This window comes from Bradyrhizobium sp. AZCC 1588 (assembly GCF_036924735.1).
GTDB lineage: Bacteria > Pseudomonadota > Alphaproteobacteria > Rhizobiales > Xanthobacteraceae > Bradyrhizobium.
In genome coordinates this window covers 4361407-4377443 of the sequence record NZ_JAZHSC010000001.1, presented here as the reverse complement: position 1 = coordinate 4377443, position 16037 = coordinate 4361407, and the positions used below count along the sequence as shown (strand labels likewise).

Sequence of the window (16037 nt, the reverse complement as noted above, 5' to 3'; positions counted from 1 at the left end):
ACATGTCCAGCCGGAAAACAGGTAGCGGCAGCGCTCAGTAAAGCGTGCGCAGCGGCCGCTCAGCGGCGCCATAGGGCACCCAGCGGCAGGCAAAGGAAACGTAGCCGCCGTAATTGGGCTGCGCGCCGAGGAATTTCACCACCTTGCCGTAGCGGGCGCAGTGATCGACGGCGAGCTGGCGGGCGTCGGCCTGCATCGCGAGCTGATAGGCGATGATGCCGCCGGTGTCATTGCCCTTGAACGGCGGTACCGTATCGATGTCCCACCACTGCGCCTGCGCCGGCGCGCCCGCCAGCATTCCGCCCATGGCAATCAGGCTCGCGGCCACAATTCTTCGCATCGCAGACTCCATTTCGCTCGAAGCCCACCATAGTGTGCGCCGATGGCCATGAAAAGAATGGTTGCGGCACGAGGCGGACTTGGCTGTCAAGTGTTGCCGTGCTGCACTTGACCTTGTCAGGGCTTCGCGGCACCGTCCCATGCGTTGGCTTACCGGCGGATTCCCCATGCGCAATTTGTTGAAGTCCTTGAGAGCACTCGGTCCGATAACGGCGGCGCTCGCTTTGCTGGCCTCCAGCCACGCCGCCCAGGCCGCCAATCCCTTGGAATTGAATTTCTGGCTGTCAGGTCCGAAGTATGACGGCCGCGTCGCCGAATGCGAGCGGGCGCTGTCGACCATCGCGTACCAATTCCGGGAGAAGGAGGGCAAGTTCTGGAATTCGGCGCTGACGATCACCGGCTTTGGCCGAATCCACGAAACCGCATTCCGGCCCTGGCAGTCCGACAACATTCCGCGCCGCTACTGCAGTGGCGATGTGATGCTGAGCGACGGCAAGATGCGCAGCGTGCACTACTCGATCATCGAGGATGGCGGCTTTGCCGGCTTCGGCCAGGGCGTCGAATGGTGCGTAACCGGGCTTGACCGCAACTGGGCCTACAGCCCCGGCTGCCGGGCCGCGCGGCCCTGATCGCCCTGAAATCCGGCAAGCGATCCGGCTGACTCGGGCCGACTCTGGGGTCAATTCAATTTTGTTCTTGAAATGTTCCGCCTCCCTGCTAGGCTCCCGGTAGTCGAGTAGAGGGGGCGTTCGATGCACCGGTCCATCATTATTTCGCGGCTTCTGATTTCGCTGGCTCTTGTTGTCGTCTTGGCCGGGACGGCGTCCGCACAGGACCGCCGGCAGAACGCGCCGGGCGAATTCGATTTTTATGTCCTGGCTCTTTCCTGGTCGCCCTCCTTCTGCGAGGCGGCGGCTGAGCGTGGCAATAGCGGGCGCTCACAGGCCCAGTGCAGCCGCCCCTATTCCTTCGTGGTTCACGGCCTGTGGCCGCAATATGAGCGCGGCTTTCCCGAATATTGCCAGCGGCCCTCGCCGCGGCTCGATCGCAACATCATGACCTCGATGCTGGACCTGATGCCGGCCCCCGGCCTGATCTTCAACGAGTGGGACAAGCACGGCACCTGTTCGGGCCTTGGCGCGCGAGCCTATTTCGAGACCACCCGGAAAGCGCGCGCGGCGGTAAAGATTCCCGAGGAATTCCTGCAATTGTCGGAGCAGAAGACCATCGCCCCCGGCGATCTCGAAGAGGCCTTCATCAAGATCAACCCGGGCTTGAGCAATTCGGCGATTTCGGTGACCTGCTCGAGCCGGCGCCTGAGCGAGGTGCGGATCTGCCTGAACAAGGACATGCAATTCCGCGCCTGCGACGAAATCGACCGCCGCGCCTGCCGGCGTGACGAGGTGGTGATGCCGCCGGTACGGGGCGGCTGAAGACCCGCTTACCGCCATGCCAGGCATGGCGGCCCGCTTTGCGCAGACTGCTCGAAGTTGTCTGCGTTCCCGGTCATCCACGGCTTATCGTCATCTGCAAGACACGTGGATGGCCGGGACCTATCTGCACCAAAACGTCGTCGGCATTTTGGCCCTGCTTGTGAGGCGTTTGCGAAGCAGGACCCGTCTTCGCCAAGGCTGCTTCGCCGGGTTTTCAGCCCTGGTCCTCCGAAGCGTTTCGCGAAGGAGGACAAGCCCGGCCCCGACGAGTAGAAGACAATACGTCTTCTCCAATTGGTCGGCCGATTGCCATGAACTACCGACACGCCTTTCACGCCGGCGGCTTTGCCGATGTCATCAAGCACATCGTGCTGGTACGCATGCTGACCTATCTACAGGAAAAGCAGGCCCCGTTTCGCGTCATCGACACCCATGCCGGCGCCGGGCGCTATGATCTTACGGCTGAGGAGGCGCGCCGCGGCGGCGAATGGCTGACCGGCATTGCGCGGGTAATGCAGGCGCGGTTCTCGGAAAGCGCGCTGCCGCTGGTGACCCCCTATCTCGATATCATCAGGGCATTCAACGCCCCCGCCAAGCTGGAAGCCTATCCCGGATCGCCCCTGATCGCCCGCGCTCTGCTGCGGCCGCAGGACCGCCTCACGGCCTGTGAAATCGAGCCCAATGCCCGCAGGCAACTGATCGATGCACTGCGCCGCGACAGCCAGGCGCGGGTGGTCGACCTAGACGGCTGGACGGCGTTGCCGGCCTTCGTGCCTCCCAACGAGCGGCGCGGTCTGGTGCTGATCGACCCCGCATTCGAGCAAAAGGACGAATTCGAGCGGCTGGCCGGCGGATTCGCCGAAGCCTACGCGAAGTGGCCGACCGGCAGCTATCTGATCTGGTATCCGGTGAAGAGCCGGCGCGCCACCGACACGCTGGCACGGCTCGTCGCAGGCGCTGCCGCGGCCAGCAGGCCGGCCGGGAAATGTCTGCGGCTTGAATTCAGCGTTGCGCCGCAGGAGCCGGGCGGCCCCCTCGCCTCCACCGGCCTGCTGATCGTCAATCCGCCGTGGACGCTGGCCGGTGAGTTGAAGACAATTCTACCCGAGCTCGAAAAACCGCTCGGCCAGGGCGGGGCCGGCCGGTTCAAGCTGGAGACGCCCAAGCCGTGAGCCTCGGCGCCGCCGGTGAAAAGTGCGAATCGCCGTAGGCAATTTACGCGAAACCGTATTATGCTCAGGCCGTTGGGACTGGCTTTACGTTCCGCTTCCGCGAATGGTTGCGGCGGAGTGATCAAGGCCGAACAAGAATCCGGGTCGATCGGCGGCGTGAATCCGATCGGCTCAGGTGGCCAAGCTTCCGGCAGCGAATGTCCGGTCGGCCGATACGCGAGGTGCGCGTAACGGCGGAGCAATACGGGGGAGGAGTTTCCCGATGGCCATGACTGGAACAGTCAAGTTCTTCAATGGAGAACGCGGCTACGGCTTCATCAAGCCCGACGACGGCGGCCGCGATGTGTTCGTGCACATCACCGCTGTCGAGCGGGCCGGATTGAAGGATTTGACTGAAGGGCAGCGCATTACGTTCGAGGTCGAACCGGACAAGAAGGGCAAAGGCCCCAAGGCGGTCAACCTGGTGATTTCATCGTGAGCTGACGCTCGCGTTGAACGCGGACTGAATTCTTGCTGCGAAGATCGCGCTGGCATGGCGTCGCTGTCCACAGCGTCGAGATTTGCGATGCCCGCGGCCTGAAGGCAAAAAAATCCCGGCGACTTACTGCCGCCGGGAGGTGGTCGCCGCCAGTTTCTTTTTTTCTTAGAAGCGCCAGTTCACGCCGGCCCGTATCAGGCCGAACCGGTAACCGTTCGACGCGCCCGTAATAACGAAGTTGCTGTTGGCCAGATCGACATAGAGATATTCGATCTTGGCGCTCCAGTTCGGCGCAAGGCCTACCTCGGCGCCGGCGCCGAGCGTCCAGCCCACATTGGTATGAGATTCCGTCAGGCCAAAGGTGGTAGCGCGCAGCTCGCCGAAGGCGAGACCGCCGGTACCGAAGAACAAGACGTTGTTGAACGCGTAGCCGGCGCGGCCGCGAACTGTGCCGAACCAGGGATTGGAAAACTTCCATGGGGCGAAGGTTTCTTCGGCGCCGGTCGCCTGGATGTCGCCTTCGAGACCGAACACCCACGGTCCGCCGTTCTGCCAATTATAGCCGGCCTGGACACCGCCGACGAAACCGGACGGCTTGGCCGGATTGTTTGCGACCGAACCCCAGGCATAGCCGATGTTGGCGCCAAGGTAGGGACCGGCCCAGCTATCGGGACGGAGCAGCGACTGGTTGACGGTATTGGGCGCGCGCGATCCGTAGAGGTCTGCTGCCTGTGCCGACATGGTCCAGCCGGCAGCGATCAGCGCCAGTGCGCCCGATACAACCCTGCTCATCACGCACCCCACGCAACTGCCGCAACCAAGCCCGGCGGGAGATCGGCCTGGTTACGGAACCCCACTTTTTCCGCTAAGATTTATCGAGAGTTTTAAGTTAAAGGGTTGTTAAGCCGGGTTATCCGCCCGCTCATCATTCTTAAGGATCCGTTACCGGCGCCCCCTCGGCAACGCGCGTCATGAGCGCTGGCGATGCCGCCTCGCAGCACTTAATTTACGCCCATGGATCACGATTCTACCGACCATCCGAAGCCTCCGAGCAAGGCGCGGCGGGGTTCCCAGCCGGATTTGCCGCCGCCGGACCTGACCGCCGCCGATGTCGATCCCGCAACTTCCGCTGCCGAGGAGGACGACGAGGCTCGCTTGCCGGAAGCGCCAGAGGAACCTGCTGAGGCGATTGCCGAAGGCCCGCTGGCGGTCGGCCACGCAGCCATCGAGAATGCGGTGCGGCTGGCGCCGACCTCTCCCGGCGTCTACCGCATGCTCAATACCGCCAGCGACGTGCTCTACGTCGGCAAGGCGAAAAACGTTCGCAAGCGGCTTGCCTCCTACGCCCGCCTCAACGCACCCTTGCCGGCGCGGATCCTGCGGATGATCGCGGCGACCGTCACGGTCGAGATCGTTTCCACCACGACCGAGACCGAAGCGCTGTTGCTGGAAGCCAACCTGATCAAGCAGTTGCGGCCGCGCTTCAACGTGCAGCTACGCGACGACAAATCGTTTCCTTATATCCTGATCACAGGCGACCATTGGGCGCCGCAGATCCTCAAGCATCGCGGCGCGCAAACCAGGCCCGGACGGTATTTCGGGCCGTTCGCATCCGCCGGCGCCGTCAACCGCACCATCACGGCGCTGCAGCGCGCGTTCCTGATCCGCTCCTGCACCGACGGCTTTTTCGAAAGCCGCACGCGGCCGTGCCTGCTGTACCAGATCCGCCGCTGCTCGGGGCCCTGCACGCGCGAGATCGACTTCCCCGGTTATGGCGAGCTGGTGCGCGAGGCGACCGATTTCCTGTCCGGCCGCAGCCATGCGGTGAAGGAGCTGCTCGCCGCCGAGATGGAGAAGGCGTCGAACGAGCTCGAATTCGAGACCGCGGCGCTCTATCGCGACCGCCTCGCCGCGCTGTCGGCGATCCAGTCGCAGCAGGGCATCAATCCGCGCACCGTGGAAGAGGCCGACGTATTCGCCATCCATCAGGAAGGCGGCTATTCCTGCGTGGAAGTGTTCTTCTTCCGCACCGGCCAGAACTGGGGCAACCGCGCCTACTTCCCGCGCGCGGAGAAGTCGTTCACGCCGCAGGAAGTCTTGGCCTCGTTCCTCGCGCAATTCTACGACGACAAGCCGCCGCCGAAACTCATCTTGCTGTCGCATGAGATCGAGGAATGCGCGCTGCTAGCCGACGCCCTGTGCGTGAAGGCTGGCTACAAGGTCGAAATCTCGGTGCCGAAGCGCGGCGAGAAAAAGGAACTGGTCACGCATGCGCTGACCAATGCGCGCGAGGCGCTCGGCCGCAAGCTCGCCGATACCGCAACGCAGAGCCGGCTTTTGGAAGCGATGGCCGCCACGCTCGGGCTGCCGCAGGTGCCGAAGCGCATCGAGGTCTACGACAACAGTCACATCCAGGGCACCAATGCGGTCGGTGCAATGATCGTGGCGGGACCGGATGGCTTTATCAAAAACCAGTATCGCAAGTTCAACATCAAGTCCGAGGGACTGACGCCGGGTGACGACTATGCGATGATGCGCGAAGTGCTGGAACGGCGCTTCAAGCGGCTGTTGAAGCCGCCGGAGGGCGATGCAGGCAAGGCCAAGGCCGACGATGACTCGTTCCCGCAATGGCCCGACCTCGTCATCATCGATGGCGGCCGTGGCCAGCTCAACGCCGTCAGGGAGATTTTCGAAGGTCTGGGACTGACCCAGGTCTCCCTGATGGCCGTGGCAAAAGGCCCGGACCGCGATGCCGGGCGCGAGACCCTGTTCATGCCGGACCGCGAAGCCATCAAGCTCGAACCACGCGATCCCGTGCTATATTTCATCCAGCGGCTGCGCGACGAGGCGCATCGCTTCGTGATCGGCTCGCACCGCAAATTGCGGAAAAAGGACATCCGGGAAGCGGGCTTGCAGGAAATCCCGGGCATCGGCCCGTCACGCAAACGTGCCTTGCTGCATCACTTCGGAACACTGAAGGAGATCGAGCGGGCCTCGATCGCGGACCTCGGCAAGGTTCCAGGCGTTAGCGCTGAAAGCGCCCGCAAGATCTTTGAGTTTTTCCATGCACAGGCGGGTTAAGGGGACTTCGCGTCGAGAGGCATGTCATTTGGGCGTCGCCTGCGACAGATGATCTAAATCCGCACGGTTGACCTTCACGCTCCAGCGGTATTGGTAAGACGGATGAACATTGCGACAACCAGGGGGCAGGCCAAGACCCTGTCCCTGCCGAATATTCTAACCTACGCCCGTATTGCCGCCATTCCGGTGGTGGTCGGCTGCGTTTTCGCCCAATCCATCCAGGACGGCCCGCTCTGGCTGCGCTGGGTAGCGCTGGCGGTCTTCCTCGCCGCCGCCGTGACGGATTACCTCGATGGCTACTATGCGCGAATTTGGGACCAGCAATCCGCCTTTGGCCGGATGCTCGACCCGATCGCCGACAAGCTCCTGGTAGCGTCCTGCCTCTTGATGCTGGCAGCCGACAGCAGCATCCATGGCTGGACCCTGTGGGCCGCCATCGTGATCCTGTGCCGCGAGATCCTGGTCTCGGGCTTGAGGGAATATCTCGCGGCATTGCGGGTCAGCGTACCCGTGACCAAGCTGGCCAAATGGAAGACCACGATCCAACTGGTCGCAATCGGTTTCCTGATCGCGGGCGAGGCGGGCGAGCAACTCCTGCCTGCGACCACCCTGATCGGGATCATCCTGTTGTGGATGTCGGCGCTCTTCACGATCTACACCGGCTGGGACTATTTCCGCGCCGGGATCCATCACCTCATCAAGGAGGATGAGGGATGAGGGTCAAATATTTCGCCTGGGTGCGTGAGCGGGTCGGTGTCGCGGAAGAAACCGTCGAGCCGCCGGCCGACGTGCGCACGGTGAGCGATCTGATCGGCTGGCTTTCCAGCCGCGGCGAGACGTACGCCCATGCCTTCGAGAAGCCGAAGGTGATCCGCGCCGCGATCGACCAGGCCCATGTCAAGCCGGATGCCGTGATATCAGGCGCACGCGAGATTGCGTTCTTCCCGCCGATGACCGGCGGCTGACTTACTATGTCCGTCACCGCGACCATTCGCATCCAGGAAGCGGATTTCGACGCTGCGCAGGAGATCGCGGCGCTCACCAGAGGCCGCACCGATATCGGCGCGGTCGTCACGTTCAGCGGCATCTGCCGCGACAGCGAGAACGGCGAGCCGATCGCAGCCCTGACGCTCGAGCATTATCCCGGCATGGCCGAAGCCGAGATCGGGCGCCACGCCGACGAGGCGCTGTCGCGCTGGCCCTTGCAGGGCCTCACCGTCATTCACCGGTTCGGCCGCATCGCGCCGGGCGAGAACATCGTCCTCGTGGTAACCGCCTCGCCGCATCGCCAGGCGGCCTTCGAAGCGGCGGAATTTTTGATGGACTACCTGAAGACCAACGCGCCGTTCTGGAAGCGCGAGGAAAGCGAAAAAGGCACAAGCTGGATCGAAGCGCGCGATCATGACGACGCCGCCGCCGCGCGCTGGACCAAGTCCTGATGGCCAGGCGCACCAAGCCTGCGGCGAAGCGCGGCCAGACCACATCAAAACTTCCCAACGTCGGCGCGGGCGAATTGCTGACGCTGCTCGATTTCGTCCGCTATGCCGTCACCCGCTTCGTCGAGGCCAAACTGGTATTTGCGCACGGCACCACCGATCCGCTTGCCGAAGCCGCATTCCTGGTCTGCGAAGCGCTGCACCTGCACCCCGAGCAGTTCGAGACGTTCGCGACCGCGCGCGTCACCGCCGCCGAAGGCAAGAATATCCTCGATCTGATCGCCCGCCGCGTCACCACGCGAAAGCCCGCCGCCTATCTCGTCAACAAAATCTACATGCGCGGCCTGCCCTTTTACGTCGACGAGCGCACCATCGTGCCGCGCTCCTTCATCGGCGAATTGCTGGACCAGCACTTCGGCCGCGACGGCGATGACGAGGCGGGCTCGCTGATCTCGGACCCCGACACGGTGGAAAGCGTGCTCGATCTCTGCACCGGCTCGGGCTGTCTTGCCATCCTGGCCAGCCGGAATTTTCCGAATGCGGCGATCGACGCCGTGGATATCTCCAAGGATGCGCTCGAAGTCGCCGCGCGCAATGTCGGCGACTACGGGCTTCAGGACAGGCTCACGCTGTACCGCGGCGATCTGTTCAAGCCGCTGGGGGATAGACGCTACGACCTCATCATTTCCAATCCGCCCTATGTCGATGCGGAAGGCATGGCCGGCCTGCCGCGCGAATGCCGTGCCGAACCGAAACTCGCCTTCGATGGCGGCTTCGACGGGCTCGACATTGTCAGGCGCATCCTCGACGAGGCGGCCGCGCACCTGACGCCGCAGGGCGGGCTATTATGCGAGATCGGCCGCTGCCGCCCGCAACTGGAAGCCGCCTATCCGCAACTGCCGCTGCTCTGGCTCGACACCGAGGATTCCGAGGGCGAAGTATTCTGGATCGCCGCCGCCGATCTCTGAATTTGCCGGAGTTTGCGCGAAAATATCTGGTCGTGGCGACGTTCCCGTGTCGCGACGAAACTGATACCTTGGGGCAAATCCGACGTTCGAGCTGAAAGAGGCCGCCCATGCTGGACAAGAGCCCCCGCCCCACCCCCGTCAACGTTCCGAACGATCTCGCCGCGCACTGGATGCCGTTCACCGCGAACCGGGCGTTCAAGAAGAACCCGCGGCTGCTCGCCGGCGCGAAAGACATGCACTACTTCACCGTCGACGGTCGCAAGATCATCGACGGTGCCTCGGGTATGTGGTGCACCAATGCCGGACACGGCCGCACCGAGATTTCGTCGGCGATCGCCAAGCAGGCCGAGGCGCTGGACTACGCGCCGCCGTTCCAGTTCGGCATCCCGCAGGCCTTCGAACTTGCGAGCCGCATCGCCGAGCTGGCGCCCGACGGGCTCGACCATGTGTTCTTCTGCAATTCCGGCTCGGAGGCGGCCGACACCGCGCTCAAGATCGCGCTGGCCTATCACCAGATCAATGGCCAGGGCAGCCGCATCCGCCTGATCGGCCGCGAGCGCGGCTATCACGGCGTCGGCTTCGGCGGCACCGCCGTCGGCGGCATCGTCGGCAACCGAAAACTGTTCGGCTCGCTGCTCACGGGCGTCGACCATCTGCCGGCGACCTATGACCGCGAGAAGCAGGCGTTCAGCAAGGGCGAGCCGGAATATGGCGCGCATTTCGCCGACGAGCTCGAGCGGCTCGTCAACTTGCATGGCGCCAACACCATCGCCGCCGTGATCGTCGAGCCGATGGCCGGATCGACCGGCGTGCTGCCGGCACCGAAGGGCTATCTTAAGCGGCTGCGCGAGATCACCCAGAAGCACGGCATCTTGCTGATCTTCGACGAGGTCATCACCGGCTATGGCCGGCTCGGCTTCGCCTTTGCCGCCGAACGCTATGGCGTGGTGCCTGATATGCTGACCTTCGCCAAGGGCGTCACCAATGGCGCCGCGCCGATGGGTGGCGTGCTGGTGCGCGACACCATCCATGATGCCTTCATGAGCGGCCCGGAACATGTGGTCGAGCTAACCCATGGCTACACCTATTCCGCGCACCCGCTGGCCTGCGCCGCGGCTCTGGCCACGCTCGACATCTACCGTGACGAGAAGCTGTTCGAGCGCGCGCGTGAGCTCGAGCCGAAATTCGCCGACGCCGTGATGTCGCTGCGCAACGAGCCGGGCGTCGTGGATATCCGCACCATCGGCCTGACCGCCGGCATCGATCTCGCACCGGTTGCCGATGCGCCCGGCAAGCGCGGCTTTGCCGGGCTCAACAGCGCCTTCCATGACAATGACCTGATGCTGCGGGTGGCCGGCGATACGCTGGCGCTGACCCCGCCCCTGATCATCACCGAAGACCAGATCGGCGAGATCATGGACAAGGTCGCCAAGGTGATCCGAGCGACGGCGTAGGCGCCAGCATCGGCTCTGACCGGGCAGGAACATTCGAAACGACCCCGCGTTCAGTACCTTTGGCGGAGGCGATCCTGCCTCCGCCAGCGGAGGATTGCGAAAATGCTCGCGCCTTCGAGCGGCTTGCTGCGCACCGCGATCGGACTGAAGCTGAATCAGGTCAAGCTTGCGACGCGGTCGTATTTGCGCGATCGGACCCATCAGGCGACCGGAACGATGGCTTCCTATGCCATCGCCGCAGGCCTGTTCGCAGCAGCGGGCATTTTCCTGATCGCCGCCTGCCTGGTCGGTATGACCGCGCTGTTTCGCTGGATCGAGATCCATTACGGGCCGTTTTGGGCCTTCGGCGCGATCGGCGCATTGCTCGCGACAATCGCCGCGATTTGCGCCGGACTCGCTGCCGCCAAACTCAGACAAGAGCCGCCGCAGTTTCCTTCGCTTACAAGCCGCCTGCGCGTGGCGATCAAGGCCAGTCCGATTGAACCAGATCAGATCGAAGCGACGCGGGACACCGCCAGGTCAATTCTGCAGGCGCCTTCGGCACCTCCCACGCGCAGCCGTGCTCGGCGCCGATCCCCGGGAAGGGACACCAGGCATCTGCAGGCCGGTCTTATCCTGATGGCGACATTATTGGGCCTGGCGGCAACGCGACGGCGATGGCATGCGCGGCACTCGGATGTTTGACGGCGCAAGGGCGCTGGCTATTGCACCGCTTTGATCGCAGGTTCCGACCGTATTCAAAGAACACTAGCTCTGCGAATCAACATTGATGCTAAGGTTGCGCTGCTGGGGAAAGCGCAAGTCAGACGATGCCTGAAACTTCCGTGTTTTCCCGGGGGAGCACAGTTCGGACCTGAGGGCGTAGCGCGCGACATGATTCGCATTTCGACGATTTTCATCGCCATCTGCATGGTGCTGGTTGCAGCCTCCCTCGGCCTCGTCCTGCATGCGGTGGCGGGCTTCAACGGCACCGAATCCGCGATCGTGGCGCTCACCGCGCTGACCTTCCTGATCCTCTACAACGCCGTGTCGATGCGGCTGCGCGACCGCTCCGACGTCGGCGGCCAGATCGCCGACCTTTCCCGTGGTACCGCCGACCTCGCCCGTCAGGTCGCCGAATTCGGCCGCCGGCTCGCCGCCGTCGAGGGCCGCCTGGTGTCGGCGAACTCCGCAAGCTCCGATCGCATCCAGGCGGTGGTGGGCGAAATCAACGAGCTCGGCGTTCTGGTCAAGCAACTGGCCGTCTCGGTTGCGGGCCATGAGGACCTCTTGGCCCAGGGTGCGGTGGCCGCGGCCCCCGCCCCGGCGGGCCGCCCGGATCCCGAACCTCCGAGCGAACCGACGATTGCCGCGGAGCAAGCCGCGCCGATCGTCGCCAGGCCCGCACCGGCTGCTGCCGCAAGGCCGGCAGCGGCTGCGATTGCCGCGGAAGCCGCTCCGCCCTCGCGCAACCAGCCGCAACTGCTTGCCGCGGTGAAGAACGCCGTCGAGGAAAACCGGCTCGATATCTACCTGCAGCCGATGGTGACGCTGCCGCAGCGCAAGGTGCGCTTCTACGAGGCGGTGACGCGGCTGCGCGACGACAGGGATCAGATCCTCGCCGCCGATGATTTCATCCCCACCGCCGAAGCCGGCGGGCTGATCGGCAAGATCGATCACATGGTGATGCTGCGCTGTATCCAGGTGTTGCGCCGCCTGATGGTGCGCAACAAGGATGTCGGCGTATTCTGCAACGTCTCGGCGGCGACGCTCGGCAATGCCGCCAATTTCGCGCAATGCCTCGACTTCCTGGAGGCCAATCGGGCGCTGGCGCCCTCGTTCGTGCTCGAATTCAAGCAGGCGACGTTCCGCCAGCTCCGCCCGACCGAAATCGAGAATCTCGCGGCGCTGTCGCAGCGTGGTTACCGCTTCTCGATCGACCATGTCACCGACTTGCGGATCGAGCCGCGCGACCTCGCCGATCGCGGCGTCCGTTTCATCAAGGTGCCCGCGGCATTGCTGCTCGACCCCAAGCAGAGCTCGACCTCGGACATCCACCCTTCCGATCTTTCCGACCTGCTCGGCCGTTTCGGCATCGACCTGATCGCCGAGAAGATCGAGGGCGAGCGCGCGGTGGTGGACCTGCTCGACTACGACGTGCGGTTTGGACAGGGCTTTCTGTTTGCACCGCCGCGGCCGTTGCGGCCCGAGGGGGCATCTGCTACCGGCGGGGCGGTAGCGAACAAGGAATCCGGCAGCCCCAATGGCCCCAGCAACCCCGTCCCCATGGCCAGCCAGGCCGCAGAGCCCCCGATGCGCGCGACCGGCAATGCCGCGTTGGCGCGCCGTGCCGCGGGACCGGGCTAGCAGGCTTCCGACATCATGACCTCATTGCGGTTCGTCGAGCGGCTGCGCGACCTCGTGGACGGCGTCGAAGTCATCCTGTCCGACATCTGGGGCGTGGTGCACAATGGGCTGGAGTCCTTCCCCGAAGCCTGCGAGGCGCTGCACACCTGCCGCCAGCGCGGAGCTAGCGTCATCCTGATCACCAACGCGCCGCGGCCGGCCGATTCCGTGCAGCGCCAATTGCGCAAGCTCGGTGTCGCCGACGAAACCTACGACGCCATCGTCAGTTCCGGGGACCTGACCCGGAGTTTCGTCGCCGATCACCCCGGCAAGAAAATATTCTGGATCGGTCCGGAACGGGACTCCTCGATCCATCGCGGGCTGGACGCCGTGATGGCGCCGCTGGAGCAGGCTGACTACATCATCTGCACCGGCCTGTTCGACGACGAAACCGAATCGGCGGAAGACTATCGCGCGATGATGCTGCAGGCGCGCGAGCACAAGCTGCCGCTGATTTGCGCGAATCCCGACATCGTCGTCGAACGCGGCGACCGGTTGATCTATTGCGCGGGCGCGATCGCCGAACTTTATCGCGAGCTCGGCGGCGAGGCGATCTTCTACGGCAAGCCGCACCGGCCGATTTATGAACGCGCCATGGCGCTCGCCGCCGAGCGCCGCGGCCATTCGGCACCGCTCGACCGCGTGCTAGCCATCGGGGATTCGGTGCGGACCGATCTTACCGGCGCGCACGGCTTCGGAATCGATTGTCTTTTCCTCACCCGCGGCATCCATTCCGAGGAGTTCGAGGGCATCGACCAGCTCGACCCGGCCTCGGTGAAAGAGCTGTTCGGTCACCCGCCCCGCGCGCTGATGCGGGAGCTGCGGTGGTAGGTGCATCGCTGCACCGGACTCAAAATTGCGAAAACGACCCCATGCAAAGTAGGAATGGGCCTTACATCATCCGAAAACGCAAGACCTGGTAGGGTTCATGATAGCGCAGCATGCCCGGGATTGGGCCGGGCACCACGAGAATTGGAGCGAGCTGGAAACCAGGCGCCTTACGCCGTCGCCATGTCCGGGAAGACCGCTTCGATCTTGGTCTTCAGCGTCGCCGCATTGAACGGCTTGACGATGTAGTTGTTCACGCCGGCCTTCTTGGCAGCGATCACGTTCTCGGTCTTGGATTCCGCCGTGATCATGATGAAGGGGGTGGTGGCGAGATTGGGGTCGGCGCGGACTTCCTTGAGCAGGTCGTAGCCGGTCATCGGCTCCATGTTCCAGTCCGAGATCACCAGTCCGTATTTCTTGCTGCGCATCTTGTTCAGCGCGGCCGAGCCGTCGCTGGCGTCGTCGATGTTGTCGAAGCCGAGCTGCTTCAAAAGATTTCGGATGATGCGGATCATGGTGCTGTAGTCATCAACCACCAGAACCGGCATGGACAAATCAACCGCCATCTTTTCCCCCACTCGACGCGTTACGCCACAAAAAATCGACAGGCCTGCGGGACCCGCAGTCCTCCCCAAACCTCTAGCATCAGCCGTTAAACAGCCCGTTAACCGGACGACACCGGATTGCATCCGTTTTGATCCGCCCCGCCCGGCTTGACTTCGACGGCGGCGCCGCGTCACCGTCCGGCCGCCTTCACCGAGACCCACGAATCCCTGAAATGACAACTGGTTTTACCGTTATCCGAGACACCACCCCTGCCGCCGACATCCCCCGCGGGGCCGTGGTCGCCATGGGCAATTTCGACGGCGTCCATCTGGGCCACCGGGCCGTAATCGAGGCCGCCTTGCGGATGGGCCACGCCCACGGCAAGCCGGCGCTTGCCGTCACTTTCGAGCCGCATCCACGCAGCTTTTTCAGCCCGAACAGCCCCCAGTTCCGCCTCTCCGACGAGACCAACAAGCTTCGGCTGCTGGCCGGAACGGGGCTGAACGGCGCGGTCGTGATGACCTTCGACAAGACCCGCGCCGGAACCTCGGCGCAAGATTTCATTCACCATGATCTGATCGGGCGGCTCGGCGTCAGCGGCATTGCCGTCGGCTACGACTTTCATTTCGGCAAGGGCCGGGCCGGCTCGCCGAGCCTGTTGGTCAGCGAGGGGCCGCGGCTCGGCATCGAGGTCGACGTCCAGGCCCATGTCGATATCGAGGAGCGGCCGGTGTCCTCCAGCGCGATCCGCATGGCGCTGGCGGAGGGCCAGATCGACGAAGCCACCGCCATGCTGGGCGGGCCGTGGTTCGTCAGCGGCGCGGTGATCCATGGCGAGAAGCGCGGCCGCGATCTCGGATACCCCACCGCCAACATCCGCCTCGACAAGAATTGCAGCTTGAAACACGGCATCTATGCGGTGCGGGTAGGCCGCGGAGCCGAGCGCTTCGACGCCGTCGCAAGCTTCGGCCGCCGCCCGACTTTCGACAACGGCGCACCGCTGCTGGAAGTGTTCCTGTTCGATTTCAAGGGCGACCTCTATGGCATGGTGCTCGATGTCGCCTTCATCGGCTTCATCCGGGACGAACTTAAATTCGACTCGATCGACGCGTTGATCCGGCAGATGGACGACGACAGCGCGCGCGCCCGCGCGCGGCTGGCCGCCGCGCCCGATGCGTTTCCAAGGCTCGGAGTGATCGGTTGAGCAAGACCGAAAAAGAAAAGATGCTGGCGGGCGAACTCTATCGCCCCGGTGACCCCGAACTGCAGGCGGATGCCGCCGCCAACAAGGCCTGGCTCGCACGCTACAATGCGGCACTGGCTGCGCCTGTGTCCGAGCGGCATGCGCTGCTATCGGCCCATTTCGGCCATGTCGGCACCGGCGCCGTGATCCGGCCGCCGTTCTTTTGCGACTATGGCTACAACATCCGGCTCGGCGACGAGGTGTTTCTCAACTTCAATTGCGTCATCCTCGACGTGGTCGAAGTCACGATCGGCGACCGCACCCAGATCGGACCCGCGACACAAATCTACGCCGCCGATCACCCGCGCGACCCCGAGACGCGGCGAACCGGCCTCGAATTCGGCCGCCCGGTGCGGATCGGCAGCGACGTCTGGATCGGCGGCGGCGCCATCCTCCTGCCCGGTGTCACCATCGGCGATGGCGCGGTGATCGGCGCCGGCAGCGTGGTGACGCGGGACGTCGGCGCAGGCCAGACGGTCGCTGGAAACCCGGCGCGCCCGCGCCCGGGGTAAGCCGGCCCTGCATCCGCCGCCCTTTGCGATTTCCGCGGTTGGCTGCTATGGAAAGCCCATGTTTGCGCGGCGCACCATCAGCATTAGCGGCCCGGCTTCCGCCTGAGCTTTGGCTCGGCGCAAGACCGGGATTTCCCTGTTCACCCCGCGATATCCGCTTTT

Annotated in this window: 18 protein-coding genes; 15 read left to right on the top strand and 3 right to left on the bottom strand. The window is 64.2% G+C overall.

From position 1 onward, the window contains the following. Window positions 1-34 precede the first annotated feature (34 nt). Entirely contained in the window at window positions 35-340 is a 306-nt protein-coding gene (locus V1277_RS20515; RefSeq protein ID WP_334370184.1) for a hypothetical protein, read from the bottom strand. A 166-nt stretch (window positions 341-506) separates the two neighbouring features. Between V1277_RS20515 and V1277_RS20510 the strand changes: the two genes are divergently transcribed. From V1277_RS20510 to V1277_RS20495, 4 genes are all read left to right on the top strand, one after another. Further along, window positions 507-968, top strand: a complete 462-nt coding sequence (locus V1277_RS20510; RefSeq protein ID WP_334417849.1) for a hypothetical protein — start codon at window positions 507-509, stop codon at window positions 966-968. Between the two features lie 123 nt (window positions 969-1091). Beyond that, a complete protein-coding gene (locus V1277_RS20505; protein WP_334417848.1) occupies window positions 1092-1772 on the top strand; it encodes a ribonuclease T2 in 681 nt (226 codons plus the stop codon). 311 nt (window positions 1773-2083) lie between these two features. Further along, window positions 2084-2944: a 23S rRNA (adenine(2030)-N(6))-methyltransferase RlmJ gene (locus tag V1277_RS20500; protein WP_334417847.1), complete on the top strand. Its 861-nt coding sequence runs from the start codon at window positions 2084-2086 to the stop codon at window positions 2942-2944. 262 nt (window positions 2945-3206) lie between these two features. After that, window positions 3207-3422: a cold-shock protein gene (locus V1277_RS20495; RefSeq protein WP_028350729.1), complete on the top strand. Its 216-nt coding sequence runs from the start codon at window positions 3207-3209 to the stop codon at window positions 3420-3422. A gap of 165 nt (window positions 3423-3587) precedes the next feature. Here the strand turns inward: V1277_RS20495 and V1277_RS20490 are convergent, their stop codons facing one another. Then, entirely contained in the window at window positions 3588-4214 is a 627-nt protein-coding gene (locus V1277_RS20490) for an outer membrane protein (protein ID WP_334370188.1), read from the bottom strand. Window positions 4215-4436: 222 nt separating this feature from the next. Here V1277_RS20490 and uvrC point away from each other — a divergent pair, with 222 nt between their 5' ends. From uvrC to V1277_RS20445, 9 genes are all read left to right on the top strand, one after another. Then, window positions 4437-6503 (top strand): excinuclease ABC subunit UvrC, encoded by a 2067-nt coding sequence (gene uvrC / locus V1277_RS20485; RefSeq protein WP_334417846.1) that lies wholly within the window; start codon window positions 4437-4439, stop codon window positions 6501-6503. Between the two features lie 102 nt (window positions 6504-6605). Further along, window positions 6606-7220, top strand: a complete 615-nt coding sequence (pgsA, locus tag V1277_RS20480; RefSeq protein WP_334417845.1) for a CDP-diacylglycerol--glycerol-3-phosphate 3-phosphatidyltransferase — start codon at window positions 6606-6608, stop codon at window positions 7218-7220. After that, window positions 7217-7468 (top strand): molybdopterin converting factor subunit 1, encoded by a 252-nt coding sequence (gene moaD, locus V1277_RS20475; protein WP_028350725.1) that lies wholly within the window; start codon window positions 7217-7219, stop codon window positions 7466-7468. Before pgsA ends, moaD begins: the two co-directional genes overlap by 4 nt. A 6-nt stretch (window positions 7469-7474) precedes the next feature. Then, a complete protein-coding gene (locus V1277_RS20470) occupies window positions 7475-7942 on the top strand; it encodes a molybdenum cofactor biosynthesis protein MoaE (RefSeq protein ID WP_334417844.1) in 468 nt (155 codons plus the stop codon). Next, window positions 7942-8907 (top strand): 50S ribosomal protein L3 N(5)-glutamine methyltransferase, encoded by a 966-nt coding sequence (prmB, locus tag V1277_RS20465; protein ID WP_334417843.1) that lies wholly within the window; start codon window positions 7942-7944, stop codon window positions 8905-8907. Before V1277_RS20470 ends, prmB begins: the two co-directional genes overlap by 1 nt. A 107-nt stretch (window positions 8908-9014) precedes the next feature. Further along, a complete protein-coding gene (locus V1277_RS20460) occupies window positions 9015-10361 on the top strand; it encodes an aspartate aminotransferase family protein (protein WP_334417842.1) in 1347 nt (448 codons plus the stop codon). 102 nt (window positions 10362-10463) lie between these two features. After that, on the top strand, window positions 10464-11045 hold the full coding sequence (locus tag V1277_RS20455; RefSeq protein WP_334417841.1) for a phage holin family protein: 582 nt from the start codon (window positions 10464-10466) through the stop codon (window positions 11043-11045). A gap of 189 nt (window positions 11046-11234) precedes the next feature. Beyond that, window positions 11235-12707 carry an EAL domain-containing protein gene (locus tag V1277_RS20450; RefSeq protein ID WP_334417840.1) on the top strand — a complete coding sequence of 491 codons (1473 nt, stop codon included), beginning with the start codon at window positions 11235-11237 and terminating at the stop codon, window positions 12705-12707. A gap of 15 nt (window positions 12708-12722) precedes the next feature. Further along, window positions 12723-13577 (top strand): TIGR01459 family HAD-type hydrolase, encoded by an 855-nt coding sequence (locus V1277_RS20445; protein WP_334417839.1) that lies wholly within the window; start codon window positions 12723-12725, stop codon window positions 13575-13577. Window positions 13578-13744: 167 nt separating this feature from the next. Here V1277_RS20445 and V1277_RS20440 read toward each other — a convergent pair whose 3' ends face one another. Beyond that, window positions 13745-14140 carry a response regulator gene (locus V1277_RS20440; RefSeq protein WP_028350718.1) on the bottom strand — a complete coding sequence of 132 codons (396 nt, stop codon included), beginning with the start codon at window positions 14138-14140 and terminating at the stop codon, window positions 13745-13747. Window positions 14141-14352: 212 nt separating this feature from the next. On the opposite strand from V1277_RS20440, the gene V1277_RS20435 reads away from it, so the two are divergent. Both V1277_RS20435 and V1277_RS20430 read left to right on the top strand, forming a co-directional pair. Continuing rightward, complete coding sequence (locus V1277_RS20435) at window positions 14353-15324, top strand: bifunctional riboflavin kinase/FAD synthetase (RefSeq protein WP_334417838.1); 972 nt, start codon at window positions 14353-14355, stop codon at window positions 15322-15324. Further along, entirely contained in the window at window positions 15321-15875 is a 555-nt protein-coding gene (locus V1277_RS20430) for a sugar O-acetyltransferase (protein ID WP_334417837.1), read from the top strand. Before V1277_RS20435 ends, V1277_RS20430 begins: the two co-directional genes overlap by 4 nt. Window positions 15876-16037: the final 162 nt, after the last annotated feature.

What these genes read in the sequence shown, in the direction of transcription:
- V1277_RS20495 (WP_028350729.1), top strand. Translation starts at nt 3,207, where the DNA reads ATGGCCATGACTGGAACAGTCAAGTTCTTCAATGGAGAACGCGGCTAC.
- V1277_RS20440 (WP_028350718.1), bottom strand. Translation starts at nt 14,140, where the DNA reads ATGGCGGTTGATTTGTCCATGCCGGTTCTGGTGGTTGATGACTACAGC.
- V1277_RS20450 (WP_334417840.1), top strand. Translation starts at nt 11,235, where the DNA reads ATGATTCGCATTTCGACGATTTTCATCGCCATCTGCATGGTGCTGGTT.
- V1277_RS20455 (WP_334417841.1), top strand. Translation starts at nt 10,464, where the DNA reads ATGCTCGCGCCTTCGAGCGGCTTGCTGCGCACCGCGATCGGACTGAAG.
- V1277_RS20460 (WP_334417842.1), top strand. Translation starts at nt 9,015, where the DNA reads ATGCTGGACAAGAGCCCCCGCCCCACCCCCGTCAACGTTCCGAACGAT.
- V1277_RS20515 (WP_334370184.1), bottom strand. Translation starts at nt 340, where the DNA reads ATGCGAAGAATTGTGGCCGCGAGCCTGATTGCCATGGGCGGAATGCTG.
- uvrC (WP_334417846.1), top strand. Translation starts at nt 4,437, where the DNA reads ATGGATCACGATTCTACCGACCATCCGAAGCCTCCGAGCAAGGCGCGG.
- V1277_RS20445 (WP_334417839.1), top strand. Translation starts at nt 12,723, where the DNA reads ATGACCTCATTGCGGTTCGTCGAGCGGCTGCGCGACCTCGTGGACGGC.
- pgsA (WP_334417845.1), top strand. Translation starts at nt 6,606, where the DNA reads ATGAACATTGCGACAACCAGGGGGCAGGCCAAGACCCTGTCCCTGCCG.
- V1277_RS20510 (WP_334417849.1), top strand. Translation starts at nt 507, where the DNA reads ATGCGCAATTTGTTGAAGTCCTTGAGAGCACTCGGTCCGATAACGGCG.
- V1277_RS20490 (WP_334370188.1), bottom strand. Translation starts at nt 4,214, where the DNA reads ATGAGCAGGGTTGTATCGGGCGCACTGGCGCTGATCGCTGCCGGCTGG.
- prmB (WP_334417843.1), top strand. Translation starts at nt 7,942, where the DNA reads ATGGCCAGGCGCACCAAGCCTGCGGCGAAGCGCGGCCAGACCACATCA.
- V1277_RS20435 (WP_334417838.1), top strand. Translation starts at nt 14,353, where the DNA reads ATGACAACTGGTTTTACCGTTATCCGAGACACCACCCCTGCCGCCGAC.
- V1277_RS20505 (WP_334417848.1), top strand. Translation starts at nt 1,092, where the DNA reads ATGCACCGGTCCATCATTATTTCGCGGCTTCTGATTTCGCTGGCTCTT.
- V1277_RS20500 (WP_334417847.1), top strand. Translation starts at nt 2,084, where the DNA reads ATGAACTACCGACACGCCTTTCACGCCGGCGGCTTTGCCGATGTCATC.
- moaD (WP_028350725.1), top strand. Translation starts at nt 7,217, where the DNA reads ATGAGGGTCAAATATTTCGCCTGGGTGCGTGAGCGGGTCGGTGTCGCG.
- V1277_RS20470 (WP_334417844.1), top strand. Translation starts at nt 7,475, where the DNA reads ATGTCCGTCACCGCGACCATTCGCATCCAGGAAGCGGATTTCGACGCT.